Origin of the sequence: Devosia soli, from assembly GCF_000970455.1 — a bacterium.
Classification (GTDB): Bacteria; Pseudomonadota; Alphaproteobacteria; order Rhizobiales; family Devosiaceae; genus Devosia; species Devosia soli.
In genome coordinates, this window is the sequence record NZ_LAJG01000042.1 from 1 (window position 1) to 17,815 (window position 17,815).

22 protein-coding genes are annotated in these 17,815 nt (G+C 62.9%); 8 read left to right on the forward strand and 14 right to left on the reverse strand.

The window, feature by feature from the left end:
• Nucleotides 1–139 precede the first annotated feature (139 nt).
• From VW35_RS16500 to VW35_RS16540, 9 genes are all read right to left on the reverse strand, one after another.
• Entirely contained in the window at nucleotides 140–526 is a 387-nt protein-coding gene (locus VW35_RS16500) for a DUF3168 domain-containing protein (RefSeq protein WP_046144204.1), read from the reverse strand.
• Complete coding sequence (locus VW35_RS16505; RefSeq protein WP_046144205.1) at nucleotides 523–864, reverse strand: phage head closure protein; 342 nt, start codon at nucleotides 862–864, stop codon at nucleotides 523–525. Before VW35_RS16505 ends, VW35_RS16500 begins: the two co-directional genes overlap by 4 nt.
• A complete protein-coding gene (locus VW35_RS16510; protein ID WP_046144206.1) occupies nucleotides 861–1,427 on the reverse strand; it encodes a head-tail connector protein in 567 nt (188 codons plus the stop codon). The genes VW35_RS16505 and VW35_RS16510 overlap by 4 nt, the downstream gene beginning before the upstream one ends.
• A 142-nt stretch (nucleotides 1,428–1,569) precedes the next feature.
• Nucleotides 1,570–2,790, reverse strand: a complete 1,221-nt coding sequence (locus VW35_RS16515) for a phage major capsid protein (protein ID WP_046144207.1) — start codon at nucleotides 2,788–2,790, stop codon at nucleotides 1,570–1,572.
• Nucleotides 2,791–2,802: 12 nt separating this feature from the next.
• Nucleotides 2,803–3,279: an HK97 family phage prohead protease gene (locus VW35_RS16520; RefSeq protein WP_046144208.1), complete on the reverse strand. Its 477-nt coding sequence runs from the start codon at nucleotides 3,277–3,279 to the stop codon at nucleotides 2,803–2,805.
• A 154-nt stretch (nucleotides 3,280–3,433) separates the two neighbouring features.
• Entirely contained in the window at nucleotides 3,434–3,625 is a 192-nt protein-coding gene (locus VW35_RS16525; protein ID WP_046144209.1) for a hypothetical protein, read from the reverse strand.
• 20 nt (nucleotides 3,626–3,645) lie between these two features.
• On the reverse strand, nucleotides 3,646–4,809 hold the full coding sequence (locus tag VW35_RS16530) for a phage portal protein (RefSeq protein WP_083982936.1): 1,164 nt from the start codon (nucleotides 4,807–4,809) through the stop codon (nucleotides 3,646–3,648).
• Between the two features lie 131 nt (nucleotides 4,810–4,940).
• Complete coding sequence (locus VW35_RS16535; RefSeq protein ID WP_083982938.1) at nucleotides 4,941–6,227, reverse strand: DNA-packaging protein; 1,287 nt, start codon at nucleotides 6,225–6,227, stop codon at nucleotides 4,941–4,943.
• Nucleotides 6,228–6,236: 9 nt separating this feature from the next.
• A complete protein-coding gene (locus tag VW35_RS16540; RefSeq protein ID WP_046144212.1) occupies nucleotides 6,237–6,641 on the reverse strand; it encodes a hypothetical protein in 405 nt (134 codons plus the stop codon).
• Nucleotides 6,642–6,726: 85 nt separating this feature from the next.
• Between VW35_RS16540 and VW35_RS16545 the strand changes: the two genes are divergently transcribed.
• Complete coding sequence (locus VW35_RS16545; RefSeq protein WP_046144213.1) at nucleotides 6,727–6,999, forward strand: KTSC domain-containing protein; 273 nt, start codon at nucleotides 6,727–6,729, stop codon at nucleotides 6,997–6,999.
• Between the two features lie 311 nt (nucleotides 7,000–7,310).
• Here the strand turns inward: VW35_RS16545 and VW35_RS16550 are convergent, their stop codons facing one another.
• From VW35_RS16550 to VW35_RS16560, 3 genes are all read right to left on the reverse strand, one after another.
• Nucleotides 7,311–8,567 (reverse strand): Hsp70 family protein, encoded by a 1,257-nt coding sequence (locus tag VW35_RS16550; RefSeq protein WP_046144214.1) that lies wholly within the window; start codon nucleotides 8,565–8,567, stop codon nucleotides 7,311–7,313.
• 211 nt (nucleotides 8,568–8,778) lie between these two features.
• Nucleotides 8,779–9,405: a diguanylate cyclase domain-containing protein gene (locus tag VW35_RS16555; RefSeq protein ID WP_046144215.1), complete on the reverse strand. Its 627-nt coding sequence runs from the start codon at nucleotides 9,403–9,405 to the stop codon at nucleotides 8,779–8,781.
• 159 nt (nucleotides 9,406–9,564) lie between these two features.
• Complete coding sequence (locus VW35_RS16560; protein WP_046144216.1) at nucleotides 9,565–10,020, reverse strand: YcgN family cysteine cluster protein; 456 nt, start codon at nucleotides 10,018–10,020, stop codon at nucleotides 9,565–9,567.
• 132 nt (nucleotides 10,021–10,152) lie between these two features.
• Here VW35_RS16560 and VW35_RS16565 point away from each other — a divergent pair, with 132 nt between their 5' ends.
• The 4 genes from VW35_RS16565 (at nucleotide 10,153) to VW35_RS16580 (ending at nucleotide 13,866) form a co-directional block, all read left to right on the forward strand.
• Nucleotides 10,153–12,312 (forward strand): transglycosylase domain-containing protein, encoded by a 2,160-nt coding sequence (locus tag VW35_RS16565; RefSeq protein WP_046144217.1) that lies wholly within the window; start codon nucleotides 10,153–10,155, stop codon nucleotides 12,310–12,312.
• Nucleotides 12,313–12,413: 101 nt separating this feature from the next.
• Nucleotides 12,414–12,989 (forward strand): DUF1214 domain-containing protein, encoded by a 576-nt coding sequence (locus VW35_RS16570; protein ID WP_052951813.1) that lies wholly within the window; start codon nucleotides 12,414–12,416, stop codon nucleotides 12,987–12,989.
• Entirely contained in the window at nucleotides 12,986–13,531 is a 546-nt protein-coding gene (locus VW35_RS16575; RefSeq protein WP_046144218.1) for a DUF1254 domain-containing protein, read from the forward strand. The genes VW35_RS16570 and VW35_RS16575 overlap by 4 nt, the downstream gene beginning before the upstream one ends.
• Nucleotides 13,528–13,866, forward strand: coding sequence for a YnfA family protein (locus tag VW35_RS16580; protein WP_244465931.1), 339 nt, complete (start codon nucleotides 13,528–13,530; stop codon nucleotides 13,864–13,866). The genes VW35_RS16575 and VW35_RS16580 overlap by 4 nt, the downstream gene beginning before the upstream one ends.
• A gap of 4 nt (nucleotides 13,867–13,870) precedes the next feature.
• Here the strand turns inward: VW35_RS16580 and VW35_RS16585 are convergent, their stop codons facing one another.
• Complete coding sequence (locus VW35_RS16585) at nucleotides 13,871–14,350, reverse strand: hypothetical protein (protein WP_152662639.1); 480 nt, start codon at nucleotides 14,348–14,350, stop codon at nucleotides 13,871–13,873.
• Between the two features lie 114 nt (nucleotides 14,351–14,464).
• Here VW35_RS16585 and VW35_RS16590 point away from each other — a divergent pair, with 114 nt between their 5' ends.
• The 3 genes from VW35_RS16590 (at nucleotide 14,465) to VW35_RS16600 (ending at nucleotide 16,618) form a co-directional block, all read left to right on the forward strand.
• A complete protein-coding gene (locus tag VW35_RS16590; RefSeq protein ID WP_052951814.1) occupies nucleotides 14,465–14,833 on the forward strand; it encodes a VOC family protein in 369 nt (122 codons plus the stop codon).
• A 46-nt stretch (nucleotides 14,834–14,879) separates the two neighbouring features.
• Nucleotides 14,880–15,452 carry an NUDIX hydrolase gene (locus VW35_RS16595; RefSeq protein ID WP_052951815.1) on the forward strand — a complete coding sequence of 191 codons (573 nt, stop codon included), beginning with the start codon at nucleotides 14,880–14,882 and terminating at the stop codon, nucleotides 15,450–15,452.
• Nucleotides 15,453–15,568: 116 nt separating this feature from the next.
• Nucleotides 15,569–16,618 carry an acyltransferase family protein gene (locus tag VW35_RS16600; RefSeq protein WP_083982940.1) on the forward strand — a complete coding sequence of 350 codons (1,050 nt, stop codon included), beginning with the start codon at nucleotides 15,569–15,571 and terminating at the stop codon, nucleotides 16,616–16,618.
• Between the two features lie 2 nt (nucleotides 16,619–16,620).
• Here the strand turns inward: VW35_RS16600 and chrA are convergent, their stop codons facing one another.
• Entirely contained in the window at nucleotides 16,621–17,814 is a 1,194-nt protein-coding gene (gene chrA, locus VW35_RS16605) for a chromate efflux transporter (RefSeq protein WP_083982942.1), read from the reverse strand.
• Between the last annotated feature and the right edge of the window lies 1 nt (nucleotide 17,815).

The window sequence follows — 17,815 nt, forward strand, 5'->3', positions numbered from 1 at the left end:
CCCCGACCCCGTCTGGTCGAGCTTTAGAAGCATATCCTTGCCGCTCTGGGCTGCCATTCTTTTGGTCCCTCTCTCAGTGTCACCACACCCACCAGCGCGTCCCTCCCCCTCCCGAGGGGGAGGCTAGGTGGGGGTCCCGCTACTCCGTCAAAAACCGCAGCAAGACCGCGGCCCGCGCCTGCCCCGTCGCGGTATCAATGACGGTTTCGGTTCGCACATGCTCCGCCAGCGTCACCGCCAATCCCGCCGGCGCCAACCCGCTCCGCGCAGCCATCACCCGCTCGGCAATTTCCAGCGCCGCCTTCCGGCTCGGCCGATCCGCCCAGCAACGCACCATCACCCGGTGCTCCTGCCCCGGCGTCCCATCGCCATCGGTCTGGCGCATATCGTGCCGGTCGATCACCACATAAGGCGCTGGCCTGTTCTGCGGCGGCGCATCGAACACCCCGCCCGCCCCGATCAGCGCGGCATCTGCTTCGAGCGCCGCCACCAGCGCCCCCTGCAGCAAAACGATCGGATGGCTCATCCCGTCACCTGCGTCTCGCTACACGAACAGCTCAGATAAGCCCGCCGCCCGTTCAAATCCGCCGCGCTGACCACATCGAGATTACGCCCGCGATAGATGATCCGATCCCCCGGCCCCAGATCGGGCCGAAACCGCAGCACCACCGCATGCGAAATCGCCACCGTGCGCCCGTCGGCATTGTTCCCCTGCCGCCCCGAAAGGCTGCGCACCCGCGCCCAGGCATTGCCCATCGGCACAAAAATCCGCGCATGCCCGCCTTCCGGCTCAGCCACGCTTTCGCGCCGCCTAAGCTGCACCCGATCGGTCAGCGTGCCGATCGGCGGCAGTGTCTCACTCACAGCCGCACCCGCTTGTGCGCCGCCACCAACCGGTCGAACCCGGTGGGCACCACCGCCCCCGAACCCGCCACGATGACGGCATCGCGATGCTCAAACCAATGCGCGATCAGCCCGAGCATGGCTTGTTTGAGATCAGCCGGCACCTCTTCGGGCTCCGTGCCAAACCCCGCGACATAATCGATCTCAATCCCCTGCCGCTCCTGCAGCGCCGGCATGCCCATTACGACCCGCGGCACGATCAGCCGATCGGGCTCCGACCGAAACTGATCGAGCGTCAGCTCATGGCTCGCGCCATTGCCATCGGTCGCCGAAATCTCGGTCACGGCGATTAGCGGCGCCACCGGCAGCTTGACGACGCCATTCTCCGGCCAATCGTCGAGCACCATCCGCCAACTCTGCGCCAAGAACGCCTTGCCAGTAATACCCTCGACATGCAGCCGAGCCGCCCCGATCAGCGTCGTGATCAGACCGTCTTCTGCAGCCTCTTCGACTTTCAGAAACCCCTTCGCCTCGACAAGCGAAACCGGCTCCTCGGCGGGCCCCGCCAGGAGATAGGACGTCATTGTTTTATTCCTTGTTTGGGAACGCCGCAGCACCCCCCACCCTTCCTCCTCTGATAGGGGGAGGGGTGCTGCGGTGGCTCTCTGCCGGTATCTCTAACTCGATAGGTCCCCCTCCCCCTACCAGGGGGAGGCTAGGTGGGGGTTAGCTGACGCCAAATTTGAGCAGCTTGATCGCATCGTAATCCGCGATCCCGCCGCCAACCCGCTTCGTCGTATAAAACAGCACATAAGGCTTGCTCGAATAAGGATCGCGCAAGACGTTCACCCCCTGGCGATCGACGATCAGGTAGCCCCGGCGGAAATCACCAAAGGCCACCGAAAGCGAGTTTGCTCCTACGTTCGGCATGTCCTCCGCCTCCACCAGCGGAAAGCCCATGAAGCTCGCGCGACCGTCCGCGGTCGCCGAAGGCTGCCAAAGGTAGTTGCCGTCGGCATCCTTGAGCTTGCGCAACGTCCCCTGCGTCTTGCGGTTCATCACCCAGGTCGCGTTCTGGCGATAGCCGGCCTTGAGCGCATAGACGAGATCAATCAACACATCGCTGGCATTGCTGGCCGGCAACGCGCCGGACGTTCCGGTCGCCACATAGCCAAGGTTGCCCCAGCTCCAGCTCGTCTCGGCCACCGCCGTCGCCGCCAGAAAGCCGGTCGGCTTGTTGACGCCATTACCGGTGACGAAGGCCGTCGTTTCCTGCGCCGCAAAGGCCGCATTGACCTCGTCGGCGATCCACTGGCCGACATCGACCGCCGCATCGTCGAGGAAAGCCGTCGTCGCTGCCGGCATGGCGTAGAGTTCGGTCGTCGGATAGGTCAGTTCCGCCAGCGTCTGGCTCGATGTCGTCGGGCGGCTCGCCGCCTCGCCCACCCAGCCGGTCTGCGGCCCGGTCACCGTGATCGGACGCTTGTAGACCGAAGCCGAAACCTGGCGCACGCCGGCAATGGCGCGAATCGGGGAAATGCCCGTCATCAGCCGGGTGATTTCCACCTCAACCTCGGCAGGCACCACATAGCCGCCATCGGCGCCGACGCCGACCTGCAGCGCCTTTTCCTCGCCGCGCTTCACATAGGCCGAAAAGGCCTCCTTGTATTCGCCATTGGGCACTGAGCCCTTGCCCTCGAGCGCCGGGCGGCCACGCTCCGCCGTGGCGCGATCGAGCGCCGCCTTCTGCCCGTCGAGCACGGCATTGAGCTTTTCGAGCTTGCCTTCCAGCAAGCCGTCGGCCGTGCCGCGCTTTTCGATTTCTTTCAGGCGCTGGTCATTGGTGCGCTTGAATTCCTCGAACGCGGAGGAAAATTCGCCAAACAGCGCGGCAACGTCAGTCCCCGCGCCGGCCTTGGTTTCAAGGCCGTCGTCAATCCGATCCATGTCGGCATCCTTCTATCGGTTACGGATAGTCCTCGTGGCAGCCGCAATGGCGGCGCCGGCCGAAATGGGAACAGCGATCCGCGCCGCCTCCATCATCGGAAAGGTCACGATCGAAATTTCATAAAGATCGATCTCGTGCAGCAGCCGGTTCCCCGCCTGCCGGCTGGCTTTCACGGTGCGAAAGCCGATGGAAAGCCCGTCGAGCGCCTCGGCCTCGATCAGGCGCTTGAGCGCATCCGCCCGCGGCACGCCCGGCACCAGGCGCCCGCGCGCAAACAGCCCATGCGCGTCCTCGCGCAGCTCCTCCCAAAAGCCCACCGGCTCCTTGGGATCATGCTGAAACAAGAGCCGAATGCGCCCCGCACGCTCCCTGAGGCTTTTGGCAAACGCTCCGGGCAAAACAATATCACCGCCGCTATCGAGCCGGTCGAAAACGCTCGCATATCCGGCAAAGCGTCCATCGGCATCGACGGGAATTGGCCCCGCCATCAGCGCTTGCTCCCCGCCCGCCCCTGCGGCCGAGCAGCCGATCGACCCGGCGGTTTCGCCATCGGCCTCCCCTTGTCCGCCAGCGTCCCCGCCAGGCTCCAGGCAAATTGCCGAAACGTCTGAACCCCCGCTTCCCGCCCCTGCTTTTCCGTCATTATTCGTCCCCCTTGCGAAAGAGCCTGTTGAGGCTCGCAATCTCGCTCACGAAATCATTGAACCGCCTGTTACCCGCCGCCATTTCCCGCAGCGCCCAAACCAGCAGCGAACTCGCCCCCGTCGCCCACAAAAACAGCGCCAGATGCGCAAGATCCGCGCGCTCGACGATGGTTCTCGTCAGATCGTCCATGATGTGTCCCCTCAGCGCAGTCAGGCGGGCGAGACACCAACCATCTCCCGCTTCTCCGCATCGCTCAAAAAGTCCGCGCCGCCAATCCTCGCCCAGAGCGCCGCCCGATCCTCCGCCAGCGCCTCGACCTGGTCGAAATCCGGCACCACTTCGGCACCCTCGAAGGCCGGCCCCAGCCACAGGCTCAGTTCCTGCGCCACCCGCACCACCAGCGGCACCAGCGTTTGCCGCCACAGCGCCCGATTGGCCTCGGCCATATTGGCATAGGTATTGTCGCCGGGGATGCCGAGCAGCATGGGCGGCACCCCGAAGGCGAGCGCGATGTCCCGCGCTGCCGCATGCCGCGCCTCGATGAAATCCATCTCGCGCGGGCTCATGGCGATGGCCTTCCAGTCGATGCCGCCATCCAGAACCATCGGGCGCCCCGCATTGGCGGCGCCGGAAAAATTCTCCTCGAGCTCTTCCTTGAGCCGCCGGAACTGTTCTTCCGTCAGCGAGCCGCCACCCGCCGAATAGACCAGCGCCCCGCTCGGCCGCGCAGCATTATCCAGCAGCGCCTTGTTCCACTGCGCCGAGGCATTGTGGATATCGAGGCTCGTCTGCGCCGCTTCGAGTGGCCCCATGCCATAATGGTCATCCATGGGATGAAACAGCGCCACATGCAGCACCCCTGGCACCGGCGCCGTCTCCTGCGAAATCCGCACAGTGCGCCCGCCGGCCGTGTAGTCATAGCCCACTGGCCAGCCATCACCCCCGGATACGACCCGCATCCGATCGGGCCGCAGCACAAACAGTGCCTTCACCCCGCCATCGACGATACCCGCCTGCAGATAGGCATTCCCCGAAGTCTGCAGATAGGCATAAACCGCCTCCAGCATCTCCGCGCCCGATTGCCGCCCATTCGGCCTTTGCAACAGCGCCACGAGCGGATGCTCGCTCACGTTCCGGCCATTGACCCTGACCACCAGCGGCACCCGGTTCGCCGTCTCGGCAATCAGCCTGATGCAGCGATAGACCACCGGATTGCGCATGAAACCCTGATTGACAAGGCTCGCATAACCCCGCCCGCTCCACTGCGCCGGCCCCAAGGCGCTCAACGTCATCAACGAATGTCCGCCAAAACTCTTGGCTTCAGCAGGCGCATTCGTCCGTCCGCCAAACAGGCGGCCCATCCAGTTCGGCATTTTTTGGTCCCCTCGATAGCCCTCACCCGACCTCCCCTGTGAGGAGAGGTTGTCTCAGCGGCTCACAATCATGTCGGCAAACGCGATCCGTCCCTCCCCCTCCCAGGGGGAGGCTAGGTGGGGGTACTCCTCTAAATCACCCGCACCCGCGGCCCCTGCCCCTTCAACAACAGCTCCGTAAGCGCCCAGACCAGCGCATCCACCCGGTCGGGCGAATGCCCATCGGCCTTGCCATCCGGCCCAAAGGCACAAAGCTCATCCTCAAGCGCCGTCAGTCCCGCCACATGCGACACCAGCCCCCGCGCATAAAGCGCCGCCACCGGCTCCGCCCGTACCCACTTGCCCCGGCTCGCCCGCACCTCGATCACCGGCACCGTCGCCTTCACTTGGGTAAGCAGCCCCTTCACCAGGTCGCCGCCCTGGTTCACTTCGACGACAATCGCGTCCGCCTGGTGCGCCTCGTAGGCTGCCACCGCCCGTTTCGCCCAGGTCAGCGGCGCCACACCCTTGAGCGTTGCGTCTTCGAGCACCACCGCGCCCTCGCCGCTCCGTCCGACCACCACAATCCCGCAAGCATCCGACCGCGCCGTCCCAGTCACTGGCGGATCGACCGCCACGACGATCCGCCCATCGACGGCCCCGCCCTCGCGGAACATCCCACGTTGCCAAAGCGCATCGGGCCGATCCTCGATCAGCTCGCCCTCAAGCTCCTGCCGCCCCAGCACCGTACCGCGATAGCGCACCACCACGGCCTCCAGAAATGTCGGCGCCAGTTGCGCCTTGTTCTCTTCCGTCGTGATCCGCACCGTCACCGTCTGCGGGTCCGCAAGCAGCCGCTTGATCAGCTTCGTCGGCCGCGGCGTCGTCGTCACCAATTGGCGTGGCCGTTCCCCCAGCCGCAGCCCGAACTGCAATTGATCGAACGTTTCTTCCGCCCGCGGCCATTTCCCGGCCTCATCGCACCAGGCGGCAGCAAATTGCGGCCCGCGAAAGCGTTCCGGGTCCGACGCCGTCATGATCGAAGCCTCGACCCCATTAGGCCAGACCAATCGATTGCCGCCCCGCAGGATCGGCCGCTCATCGTCCGGATGCACCGCGATGATGCCGCTTTCGCCCCGCACCATGATGCTCAGCGCCTCGGTCATAGTCTCGCCTACCAGCGCTATCGGCGACACCCGCTCCCGCGCCAGCGTCCGCACCCATTCGGCTCCCGCCCGCGTCTTGCCCGAGCCGCGCCCGCCCATCAGCAGCCACGTCGTCCAGTCGCCCGCCGGTGGCAATTGCTTGGGAAAAGCCCAAAACGACCAGTCGAATAATTTCTTCTCCGCGGCCTCGTCGTCGAGCCGCTTCACCTCTTCCTCGGGAGGCAGCCTTGGCCCCTGGAAAGGCGCATTGTCCCAAACGTCCGTGTCGGTCACGCCGCGCCCCTATCGTGCGTTATACTGCTCCAGGCGCTTAACGAGCTTGGCCCGCATATCCGTCATATCCTTGCGGCTTGCCGGTTCCACATTGGGCTTGGTCGCCCCCTGCTTGATCAGCGCATCGAGCGTTTTCACCGTTTCGCTCAGCGCCTTCACCTGTTTGTCGATCGGTTCGTCCACTGCCTTCTCCAATTGTCTCACCTGGCTGTCCAAAACCTTGAGCATCCGCACCACGATGTCGCCATGCTTGGGCACTCTCGATCGCGAACTGAGCCAGCCTTCCGTTTGCCGGCGATAGCGCAGCTGCATTTCGGAGATCCCATGCCGCTGGCAGATCACGGAGGGTAGGAACAGCCGGCCTTCATACTCTTCCCGAATGGTGTCCCAGTCGGGCTTGCGCACGTCATCCATGTCATTGACTCGATTGTGAATCCGCCGCCGGAACCTCCCGGAATCGGGCGGGATTCGTCTTTGCGGAGTCGAGCAGGAGAGACCCATGTCCACCGCCATCCGCCACATGCATTACAAGCCGGATAAGCAGGAGCTATCTGTCTGGTTTGGCCCGGACTTTCGCCGCTACAAATATTTCGGCGTGCCGCAGCACCTTTATGAAGCGTTCAGCGAAGCCGGCAGCCAGGGTCAGTTCTTCAATCGCTTCATCAAGGGGCGCTTCGATTGCGCCCCGGTCGTCCAGCCCGCCAACCCTAACAAAGGCTGGCAATCCATCCGCTCCGCCTCACCCACTTCTTCGACCATACCCAAACAATAGCAGGTCACCGTGACGCGGGGATAAGATGCATAAGTTTTTGGGTTTTACGGTTTCGGCGAGAGCCGCAGGCTGGTTTGCGCAGGATGAGCAGGCCCTCGCTTCCACCACCAAAAGCCCCGCAAACTCGACGCCCCACCTCCCCCTGAATAGGGCGTGCTCACTTTGGACCCGCGCGGCGTTTCCAATTTCCACCGTGTCCGTGGTTGGGAAGGCATGCTACCGACAGTCCAGCGTACAAAGTGCTCCCTGAATGGCGAAGGCCTGGAGGGGGTGACCGGCAAACACAGATTTCTAAGGCGAACCCTACCCCCTCACCCAAAAACCCGCTTGGCCTCCATCGCCAGACCAAGCCCCACGCTCCCCAAGACATCGGTGCGCACCACGTCCGCGTCCGGAAACAATCCCTGCAATTGCCCCGCCACCGCCGGCACCAGCGTCGACCCCCCCGTCAAAATCAAGCTATCGACCGCCGCGCGCCCAAGCCCGGCCCGTCTTAGCGTCTCGCCGATCGTTGTTTCCAGCCGCCCGATGGAATCCGCCAGCGCCGCGCCCAATTCAGCCGCCGTGATGGTGGTCCGGATGTCCCGGTCGCGCACAGGAAAGTCGAACAGCGTCTCTGCCCGATCCGACAGATCGATCTTGGCCTCCTCGACCCGCCCGATCAGCCTGTGCCCCAGACGGTCCTCAACCAGCATAACCATGGTCTCGACCCGATCGGCCTCTTTCGCTTCGAGCATGGTCGAGCGCAGGTCGCGCTGCGCCTGCGCATCGTAAAGCCGGTTGATCCGGTGCCAGGTCGACAATTCCACATATGGCGCGACTGGCAGATACCGCTTGCCGTCCTTGGTTTCGCTGCCAAGCCCCAGCTCCGGCATTACCTTGGCCATTGACAGCAGCCGGTCGAAATCGGTCCCGCCGATATGCACGCCCGCCGTCGCGAGAATATCCCCGCTGCGATCCGCCAGCCCGCTTCGCTCGGGCGAAACCCGCACCACCGAAAAGTCCGACGTACCGCCGCCAAGGTCGACGATTAGCGCCAGCCTTTCGCCATTGACCTGCCGCTCATAGTCGAGCGCCGCCGCAATCGGCTCGAACTGAAAGGCGATCTCTTCAAAACCCTGCGCCCGCACTGCTGCTTCGAGCTGCCCCTGCGCCGCCGCATCGGCCACCGGATCGTCGTCGACGAAATGCACCGGCCGGCCCATCACCACCTGGGTCAGTTCATCGCCAAGCTGTGCTTCCGCGCGCCGCTTCAATTCCCCGACAAAGCTGCCGATGATCTCGCCGAACCCGAGCCGTCGCCCCTTGATCCGCGTCGTGTCGTTGAAGAGCGCGGTGCCCAAAACGCTCTTCAGCGAACGCATCAGGCGCCCATCGGCCCCGCTCACATATTCGGCCACAGCATCGCGCCCAAACCGCAGCCGGTCGTCTTCGAAGCCAAAGAACAAGACGCTCGGAATGGTCTTGCTGCTGCCTTCGAGCGCTAGAAGATCAGGCTGTCCATCGGGGCCGATGCGTCCCAGCGTCGAATTGGAAGTGCCGAAATCGAGGCCGCAGCTGAGCGCCATCGCAAACCGTCCACGAAAAGGGAAATGCGCGGCAACCGCGCGGGGACGGGCTCTATAGGGGGTGAGGAAAAGATTGGCAACCGCCCTTCTCCTTATCGCGCAGCGCAAGGGCGCCACGCATTAGGCGGAAAAGGAAATCTAGCAGGCGGAATATCCAGGGCTGCACCCCGGCGCAAAGCAAAACCCTCCGCCGCACTTCGGAGGATGGTGCTTAAGCTGCGACTTTCTGCTTCTCGCCGCGCAGGTCCGCAATATCGAGCCGGCCCAGCCCCCGCCGTTGCGCCTTGCGCAAGGCCTGCTTGGCCAGGTCGAACACAGAACGATCGTAGGGCGGTTCCGGATTGACCACCGCCAGCCCCGCCCCAAGCGTCACCGCGCCGGCATGGCTTTCCTTGTTCACGAGACCCGCGCGCCGCACGGCTGTGGAAATCCTGGCCGCAAGATCGCGCGCCATCAAGACCGGCATATCGGGCAGGATCAGCAAAAACCCGCTCTGCCCCAACCGCAGGCAGCGATCGTCGTCGCGTTTGAGCATGCTGCCGATCACATGGTCGATTTGCTCGAGGCAATCTTCTGCTGCGTCGCGTCCATAGGCTGCGAGATATTCGTCGAAACAGTCGATTTCCATCGCCAGGACGCAGAGCGATACATTGCGCTCTGAAGCGATCAGCCAACCATTCTGCAGTTCTTCTTCGAGCGGCCGGCCAGTCGCGTGCCGCTTGCCCAGCGCCCGTAGGACCGTCGCGCCATCATTGCGGCGATTGTCGGCTTGCCGGCCGAGCAACGCTCGCACCCGCTGCCAAAAGCGATCCCCCTGCACAGTTTCGGTCATGCTCATCGTGCCTGCCCCCCGGGCGCCTGATCCGACGCCGATCTGGTCACACTATGGTTAATGAGAAGTTACCGAAGCAGGTGATTTGGCAAGGTGTCGAACTACGTAAGTATTAAATAATCGTCACAAGGAACAGCTTTTGTGACAATTTCAACTCTAGTTGCCTCAAAGATGTTCTGGCGGCTCCCATTCAGGCCAGTCGACTGCGTGCTCTTCCCACTCGTCCGGATCGACATCGGTCTCGAGAAAGGTCCGGCCTTTGACCGAAACACCGACATCGACGACGGTTTGCGGATCGCCCGAAATCAGCGGGTGCCACCAGGCAAGGCCCTTGCCTTCGGCCAGCCGGCGATAGGCGCAGGTGGTCGGGATCCATTTGATTTCGACGACGTTCTGCGGCGTCAGCTTGATGCAGTCAGGCACCTTCTTTTGACGATTGGGGTAATCGGTGCAGCCGCAGGTGTCGCCGTCGAGCAACTGGCAGCGCACGTCCGAGGTGATCAGCGTGCCGGTATCCTCGTCCTCGAGCTTGATGAGGCAACAGCGCCCGCAGCCATCGCAGAGCGCCTCCCATTCGGCAGGCGTCATTTGGTCGAGGGTTTTTTCTTCCCAGAAGGCCATGCGTTAATCGGTCTCGTTCATTCTGTTGCCGGTTTGCGCTTGTCTTGCGTGGCGCGCAATCATATTCCAGCGATGCAATTGCAATGCTCCGGCGCGCAAGACAAAATTCGGCGACTGGGCAAGGGGTAAGGCGTGCAAGATCCGTTCTATAGCAAGGAAAAGCGGCCAAAACGCGCCGGCGGCATGCTGGCGGCGGATGCCTGGCTCGATTCCTCGCTCTATGAATTCTGGCAGGCGCTCGGCCGCTGGTACACGCGTTACCAGGATTTCATGAGCCGCTTCACCGTCCGCGGCGTCAAGCGCTTCTTTGTCGAGGTGCTTTCCGATGCCTTTACCTTCGGGGCGATCGGCGCGGTCATCATGCTGGCCTTTGCGCTTCCCGCCTTTTCCATCATCGATCGTGGCGCCTTCAACAAGGCCGAGGATTATTCCGTCGTCTTCCTCGATCGCTTCGGCAACGAGATCGGCCGTCGCGGCATCCGCTCGGACGACAGCGTCGCGCTCGACCAGATGCCCGATTATCTGATCAAGGCAACGCTCGCCACCGAAGACCGGCGCTTCTACGACCATTTCGGCATCGATATCGTCGGCACGCTGCGCGCCCTTGCCTCGAACGCCCAGGGCGACAATTCCACCCAGGGCGGCTCTTCGCTCACCCAGCAGCTGGCGAAAAACCTCTTCCTTTCCTCAGAGCGCACGTTCGAGCGCAAGATCATCGAGGCCTATCTCGCGATCTGGCTCGAATGGCACTATTCCAAGGATCAGATACTCAAGCTCTATTTTGACCGCGCCTATATGGGCGGCGGCAATTTCGGGGTCACCGCGGCGGCCGAATATTATTTCGGCAAGCGCGTGCAGGACATCAATCTCGCCGAAGCCGCCATGCTCGCCGGGATGTTCAAGGCCCCGACGCGCTATGCGCCGCATGTCGACCTCGCCGCCGCGCGCGGCCGCGCCAATCTCGTTCTCACCAATCTCGTCGCCGCCGGCTTCCTCACAGAAGGCCAGGTCACCGCCGCCCGCCGCCATCCGGCCTCCCCCGTTGATCGGACGGCCGACGTCGATTCGCCCAATTACTTTCTCGATTACGCCTTCGAGGAGGCCAAGCTCAAGATCGAAGAGACCGGCTCGCCGGGCAATAATTTCGTCGTCCGCACCACCATCGATACGACGCTCCAAAAGTATGCCGAGGAGGCCGTCACCTCGGTCGTACGCGAGCAGGGCGAGCAATATCGCGTCAGCCAGGCCGCCATGGTCGTCACCGATACCCAGGGCGCCATCCGCGCCATGGTGGGGGGGATGGATTACGGCAAGAGCCAGTTCAACCGTGCCATCGTCTCAACCCGCCAGCCGGGGTCGGCCTACAAGGTCTTCGTTTATTCCGAGGCCTTCGAGCAGCTTGGCCTGAAACCCTCCGACCCCATCACCGACCGCCCGGTCTGTATCGGGGATTGGTGCCCGCAGAATTATGGCCGCAACTACAAGGGCACCGTCAGCCTCCAGAGCGCCTTTGCCCAATCGCTCAACACCGTGCCCGTGACGCTCTCGATCAAGACCGGCCGCGACACCATCGCCGCGCTCAGCCACCGCATGGGCCTGCGCGCCGATTACCCGGTTACCCGCTCGCTCGCCTTGGGCGTCGCGTCGGTTTCGGTTATCGACATGACCTCCTCCTACGCCGTTTTTGCCAATCACGGCTACAAGACCCCGGCTTTCGGCATCACCCGCATCACCACGCTCACCGGCGATCCGGTCTATGAGACCGATCCCGACGCGCCGCGCGAGCGGGTCCTTTCCGAGCAGACCGTCGCCTATATGAACCAGATGATGTACGCCGTGACCCAGAGCGGCACCGGCACGCGTGCCCGCGTCGAGGGCGTACCGACACTGGGCAAGAGTGGCACCACGAGCTCTTATCGCGATGCCTGGTTCTGCGGGCTTACCGGCAATTACGTCGCCGCCGTCTGGTTCGGAAACGACGACTACCGGCCGACCAACAACCTCACCGGAGGCAGCCTTCCAGCGATTGCCTGGCAAAAGTTCATGGCCTATGCGCACACCAATATCGAGATCCAGCCGGTCTTCGGCGTCGATTTCGTGCCGCAGCAGACCATCGTCGCCGATGCCAATGCCGAAGTCCCGGCTGAGGAAACCATCGAGCGCCCGCCGAACCTGACGCCGGCTGCTGCGCGAAAGCTGCTCGATCTTGCCGGCCGGCTCGACGCCGCCATCCAGGACCTCGCCCCGCCTGCCGATCAGGCGAGCGTACCGATGCAGACCACCGGCCTTTGATCGCCCTTCCGCCCCGGGCGCTTGGTTGCTATAGGCTAGCGGTGTTCGCACCGGTGCCGGGCCGGCACGCCATGCCAAACCCTCAAGGACGCTGAGCCAACGTGCGTTTCGTTCTCCTGCTTCTGGCGTCGATTGCGGTGGCCCTGTGCACCGGTTTTGGCCTCAGCTATTATGCGCTGACCGACGGCCGCCTGTTCGGCGCTGCCGAAATCGGGCCCTGGATTTCGTGGCCGGACCTTGGCTCGTCTGCGCCCAATCCCTATTCCCGCGGCCACCTGACGCGGGAAGCAGCCCTGCAATTGGGCCGCGCCGAGGGCCTGCAGTTCGTTTCGACCACCGACAATGCCGGCGAACCGCTCAACCTCTCGTGCAGCTATACCCTTGTCGGCCATGTGCCCGTTTCGACCTTCTGGACGCTCGTTGCCGTCGATCCGCAGGGTCGCAATCTCGCCGCGTCCGATGCCGAATTGTCCCTCCGCTCGAGCGAAGTCGTGCGCGACAATGAAGGCGTCATGACCCTTCATGTCGGCCGCTTCCTGTCGCCGGGCAATTGGCTCGAACTCAAGGGCGAAGGTGCGTTTGCCCTCAGGCTCACCCTATACGACACCACCGCCTTTTCCGGCTTCGGCTCGAATAACGACACCATGCCCACCATCACAAGGGGAGACTGCGCATGATGCGGATCATCCTCTGGCTGGTCGGCGGCGTCCTTCTCGGCGGCATTATCCACGTCGTCGTCATCCTCACCCTGCCCATGCTGGCTGAAGAGACCACCTGGTCGCGACTTTCCGCTTATGAAGCGGAAAACAAGATGCTGGTCCTTCCCGAAATCAAGGCCGGCGAACCCAACCCGCTCGGGCTCGATCCGGAACTGGTTTATGGTCTTTGCCAGGTCGATCTCTCCCAGGGCCCCGTTTATCTCTCCGGCATCTTGCCCGACGCCTTCTGGTCGCTGGCTATCTTCAACGAAGCGGGAACCGTCACCTATTCCACCACCAATCGCGACGGCATTGGCCAGACCGTGGAACTCGGCATCTTCAATCAGGCACAGACCCGGCTTCTGGCGCAGCAGCAGCTCGATATCGAAGAGGGCCTCCTCGTCGTCGAGGCCGAAAGCGATCGGCTGGCTCTGGTCCTGCGCCTCGCCCCGCCCCATGAAGCCGTGCGCGCCCGCTTTGCCGAAAGGCTTTCTGCCATCCGCTGCGGCCCGCGGCCATGATGGCGCCGGCTCTGCCGACCATTGCGATCTACGTGCTGGCCGCCCTTGCCGAAATTGCCGGCTGCTTTGCGTTCTGGGCCTGGCTCCGGCTCGAAAAATCGGCCTTCTGGCTGGTGCCGGGCGTTGCTGCGCTGATCGCCTTTGCCTGCCTTTTGACCCTTGCCCCTTCCGATCAAGCCGGGCGCGCTTTCGCCGCCTATGGCGGGGTATACATCGCCTCGTCAGTCCTCTGGCTTTGGGCTGTCGAAGGGCGCCTGCCCGATCAATGGGATATCGCCGGGGCCCTGCTTGCCATCGCTGGCGCCGGAATCATCCTCTTCATGCCACGCGGCTGATTGCCTAGCGCAGCGTGTTCTGGCCCCAAGTCGGGGGCACGAAAAGTTCTTGCGCCAAATCCTTGGGCACGGCGCTCAGCGCCTCGCGCAATTGCGCATGAGACGGCTGCGGGCGGCGGCAATAGACGTCGATCCCGGCTGGGGTGAAGAGCGTTTTTTCAAATTCCGTAACGGCCCAGCCATGCCGCAGGTCGCCGGCGATAAAGCGCCAGCGGCTTTTGACAAAGAATGTCGTCGGCTCGACGCCGCGCCATTCCCATTGCCAGCGCTTGTCATCGATGGGTTGGTCGATGCCCACCACAGTGCCTTCGCGTTGCCCAGATTGCCAGGTCACGACATCCGAAAGCGCTCCGCCAGGGAGTGGTGCATAGGTGATCGCGCCGGAGCGCTTTCTCCAAAGCGGCAAATTGGTCATGGCAATGTACCACGTGCCTTGAGCCAGCGCGCGCAGGTCTTCTCCAACCATGAGGTCCAGGACTGCCATGCCATGCCAAACTTGCGCGGAGTCCATTCGTTCCGCCCGCTTCTAATCTTTGATCGAGCGGCCATGTCGAGTTGCTGACGTCTCATACGTCTTGTCTGCAGAAGGAGAATTGCCATGCCTCTTCAACAAACCATCGCCGTCCAAGGCGTCTATGCCGGAATGGTCGTTGCCGACCTTGATCGCGCCCGTGCCTGGTATCAAAAACTCATCGGCCGCGCGGTCGATGATAAGCCTATTCCCGGAATGGTTCAGTGGCGCGATATCGGCGGTGCCGGCCTGCAGCTTTGGGAAGATGCCCAGGCGGCCGGCAAATCGATGATGACCATCGTCACCCCTGATCTCGCCACTGAAATCGAGCGCCTTGCCGGTCAGGGCATCGAGGCAGTCAATCTGGCCTCCGGTTCATTTGGCAAGGTGGCTCAGGTCTTTGATCCAGATGGAAACCGCGTCGCGCTGGCGGAACCGCCGCCGGGCTTCAAGTAAGCCTAATCCGTTGGCTGCGGCGATGATCCTGGGATAGACCCGATCCATGTCTCCAGAATCGTTTGCCGCCGCCCTCGAAACCGCCGTCAGTCGCTACCGCGCCGAAGTTGCCGCGCAGAACGAGCATCTTTCGCTCTTACGCTGGCAGATGGCGGAAGGTCATCGGCTCGATCAACGCGAGACATTGCCGGGTCACCTGACGACCAGCGCTATCGTGCTCTCGCCTGATCACGCTAAAATCCTGGTCATCGACCACATCACCATTGGCCGCTGGCTGCAGCCGGGTGGACATTACGAGCCGACAGATCGCTTCCATCTTTCCGCCGCCCGGGAAGCGGTCGAGGAAACCGGCGTTCAGGGCCTCCGTCTTCATCCCTGGCATCGCGGACAGGATCTTCCCTTCGTCATCGATAGCCATGATGTTCCCGGCAAGTCTTCCCGCCGGGAGCCCGATCACGTCCATCATGACTTGCAATTTCTCTTTCTTGCCGATCCTGCCCTGCCGCTGGTCTACCAGGCCGACGAGGTCAACGCCGCTCAGTGGCGCGATATCGACATTATCTCCGATTTCGCGCCCAAGTCTGCCGCGCGGCTAGCCGGCGTTCGTCATACCTCGTGACCGTTGGGCGTTAATCTTAATTAAAGAGATTTGCAGCGCTGCCTGCTGCAAATCTGGCAGGTCGAGCCTTGTAGGGTTAATGATCGATAAACGATCGACGAGCTCCACGAGGCAGAATGACAACGCGAATTGAATATAATTCAATTCAATATTTGCGAGCTGTCGCAGCGTTGTCTGTTGTCGCCGACCATCTGAGCATTCAGTTCTCTCGCATTGGCAGTCCGATCGGGTTCACCGACCTTCTGGCTGCGGGCGTCGACCTCTTTTTCGTCATCAGCGGCTTCATCATGTTCGTCACGACGAAGGATAGCGATGTCACCCCGGTCCAGTTCTATAAAAAGCGCATTGTCCGGATCGTGCCGCTTTATTGGTTCTTCACCAGCATAATGGTGGTTGCAGCGCTCGCCGCGCCACGACTTCTCGGCAGTGGCAAGTTCGACCTCGCGCACATCGTCTCGTCCTACCTGTTTCTGCCCTATCCGCATCCGGTGGTCGACGCCATCTACCCGGTGCTCGTGCCCGGCTGGACGCTCAATTACGAGATGTATTTTTACGCCATCTTCGGCATGGCGCTGTTGCTGCCGGCCAAGGCAAGGCTCTGGTCGGTCGGCGCCGTTCTCGTCTCACTTTCGGCTCTTGGCGGGTTGTTCTCCCCCAACAATGCGGCGCTCGAATTCTGGACCGATGCCATCATCCTCGAATTTCTGTTCGGCATGATCATCGCCGCCGCGCTGACCAATGATCGGATTCGGCTCAGTCGTGCGCCGGCCTGGGGGCTCATCGCTCTTGGCGTCTTGATGCTTTTCATTCCCTACTCCGCCAGCGTCGGCCTCTCGCGCGCCTGGTTCTTCGGCGTCCCGACGGCTCTGGTTCTCGCCGGGTTTGTGATGCTCGATCGGCTCGGCGATATTGGCCGCTGGCGCGTGCCCAAATTGCTCGGCGACGCGTCCTATTCCATCTATCTCTCGCATGGCATGACCCTGTCGGCACTCACGCAGGTTTGGAAGAAACTCGACCTCGGCGGCGATCTGCCAGCCATCGCTTTCTTCGTCACCATCGGCATGGCCGCAAGCACCTGCATCGGCATCGCCGTCTACTTCACCATAGAGCGGCCAATGACCCGCCTCTTTGCCGGCACACGGCGGATCCGCCCTGTACACGCCTGATCCTAGGCCGCAGCACCCAGGAGCCCGCCAGTGGTCGCCAAACTTATAACGACGAAAAGCGGCGGCACTTTCCAGCTTATCAGCGCGACGAACCCGGCCAGCGCGATGGCAAAATCGAGTGGGGTCAGGACGGCGCTCGTAAAGACCGGATCATAGAGCGCCAGCGCCAGAATACCGACGACGGCAGCATTGGCCCCGCGCATGGCGGCCTGCGCCAAGGCATCGGCGCGCAGTTGCCGCCAGAATGGCAGAGCCGCGAGAAGGATCAGCATCCCCGGCAGAAAAATGCCGGCTAGGGCCACCATGGCTCCCGGCACGCCGTTGGGCACCTGCGCGCCCGCCGCACCGAGATAGGCTGCAAAGGTAAAGAGGGGGCCGGGCATGGCCTGCGCTGCGCCATAGCCGGCAAGAAAGGTGTCCTGTGTCAGCCAACCCTGGCCAACCGTGCCGGCTTCGAGCAAAGGCAGAACCACATGCCCCCCACCAAACACCAGAGCACCGGCGCGATAGAAGGTGTCGAACAAGGCCAGACCCGGCCCACCCGCAGCGATCAGGGGGAGGATGGCGAGGAGAAACACGAAAAGGACCAGAGCCAAGAGCCCTGAACGCCGAGACACTCGTACTTCTTCGATAGTCTCGCGTTGGGCGCTGCCATCACGGCAGAGAGCCAAACCCAAAATGCCGCCCAGTACGATTGCGCCCACCTGTGCCCAGACGCCGCCGAGCAGCGCCATGACAGCAACAGCCAGCACCGCAATCGCTGCACGCTGCCGGTCCGGTGTCAGGCTCCTCGCCATGCCCAGTACCGCTTGCGCCACAACGGCAACGGCAACGAGTTTGAGCCCATGGAGAACACCCTGCGCGATGGGGCCATCGAGCGCTGCCGCGCCATAGGCAAAAGCCACCATTAAGAGGGCGGAGGGCAGCGTAAACCCGACCCACGCTGCGGCTGCGCCGAGCGGCCCGGCGCGCTCGAGGCCAATGGCAAAACCCACCTGGCTAGAGGCCGGACCCGGCAGGAACTGGCAAAGCGCGACGAGATCGCCATAGGCCCGGTCGTCGAACCAGCCGCGGCGCGTCACGAACTCATCGCGAAAGTAACCCAGATGGGCTATCGGCCCCCCAAAGCTGGTAAGCCCGAGTTTGAGAAAAGCGAGAAAGACCTCGATTGCCGATCCGGCTCGCTTCGCGTCCACT

Bases quoted from the DNA above. Each gene is read 5' to 3' on its own strand.
- VW35_RS16500 (WP_046144204.1), bottom strand. From the start codon at position 526: ATGAGCCATCCGATCGTTTTGCTGCAGGGGGCGCTGGTGGCGGCGCTC.
- VW35_RS16510 (WP_046144206.1), bottom strand. From the start codon at position 1,427: ATGACGTCCTATCTCCTGGCGGGGCCCGCCGAGGAGCCGGTTTCGCTT.
- VW35_RS16515 (WP_046144207.1), bottom strand. From the start codon at position 2,790: ATGGATCGGATTGACGACGGCCTTGAAACCAAGGCCGGCGCGGGGACT.
- VW35_RS16520 (WP_046144208.1), bottom strand. From the start codon at position 3,279: ATGGCGGGGCCAATTCCCGTCGATGCCGATGGACGCTTTGCCGGATAT.
- VW35_RS16525 (WP_046144209.1), bottom strand. From the start codon at position 3,625: ATGGACGATCTGACGAGAACCATCGTCGAGCGCGCGGATCTTGCGCAT.
- VW35_RS16530 (WP_083982936.1), bottom strand. From the start codon at position 4,809: ATGCCGAACTGGATGGGCCGCCTGTTTGGCGGACGGACGAATGCGCCT.
- VW35_RS16540 (WP_046144212.1), bottom strand. From the start codon at position 6,641: ATGGATGACGTGCGCAAGCCCGACTGGGACACCATTCGGGAAGAGTAT.
- VW35_RS16545 (WP_046144213.1), top strand. From the start codon at position 6,727: ATGTCCACCGCCATCCGCCACATGCATTACAAGCCGGATAAGCAGGAG.
- VW35_RS16550 (WP_046144214.1), bottom strand. From the start codon at position 8,567: ATGGCGCTCAGCTGCGGCCTCGATTTCGGCACTTCCAATTCGACGCTG.
- VW35_RS16555 (WP_046144215.1), bottom strand. From the start codon at position 9,405: ATGAGCATGACCGAAACTGTGCAGGGGGATCGCTTTTGGCAGCGGGTG.
- VW35_RS16560 (WP_046144216.1), bottom strand. From the start codon at position 10,020: ATGGCCTTCTGGGAAGAAAAAACCCTCGACCAAATGACGCCTGCCGAA.
- VW35_RS16575 (WP_046144218.1), top strand. From the start codon at position 12,986: ATGATGCGGATCATCCTCTGGCTGGTCGGCGGCGTCCTTCTCGGCGGC.
- VW35_RS16580 (WP_244465931.1), top strand. From the start codon at position 13,528: ATGATGGCGCCGGCTCTGCCGACCATTGCGATCTACGTGCTGGCCGCC.
- VW35_RS16585 (WP_152662639.1), bottom strand. From the start codon at position 14,350: ATGGCAGTCCTGGACCTCATGGTTGGAGAAGACCTGCGCGCGCTGGCT.
- VW35_RS16590 (WP_052951814.1), top strand. From the start codon at position 14,465: ATGCCTCTTCAACAAACCATCGCCGTCCAAGGCGTCTATGCCGGAATG.
- VW35_RS16595 (WP_052951815.1), top strand. From the start codon at position 14,880: ATGTCTCCAGAATCGTTTGCCGCCGCCCTCGAAACCGCCGTCAGTCGC.
- VW35_RS16600 (WP_083982940.1), top strand. From the start codon at position 15,569: ATGACAACGCGAATTGAATATAATTCAATTCAATATTTGCGAGCTGTC.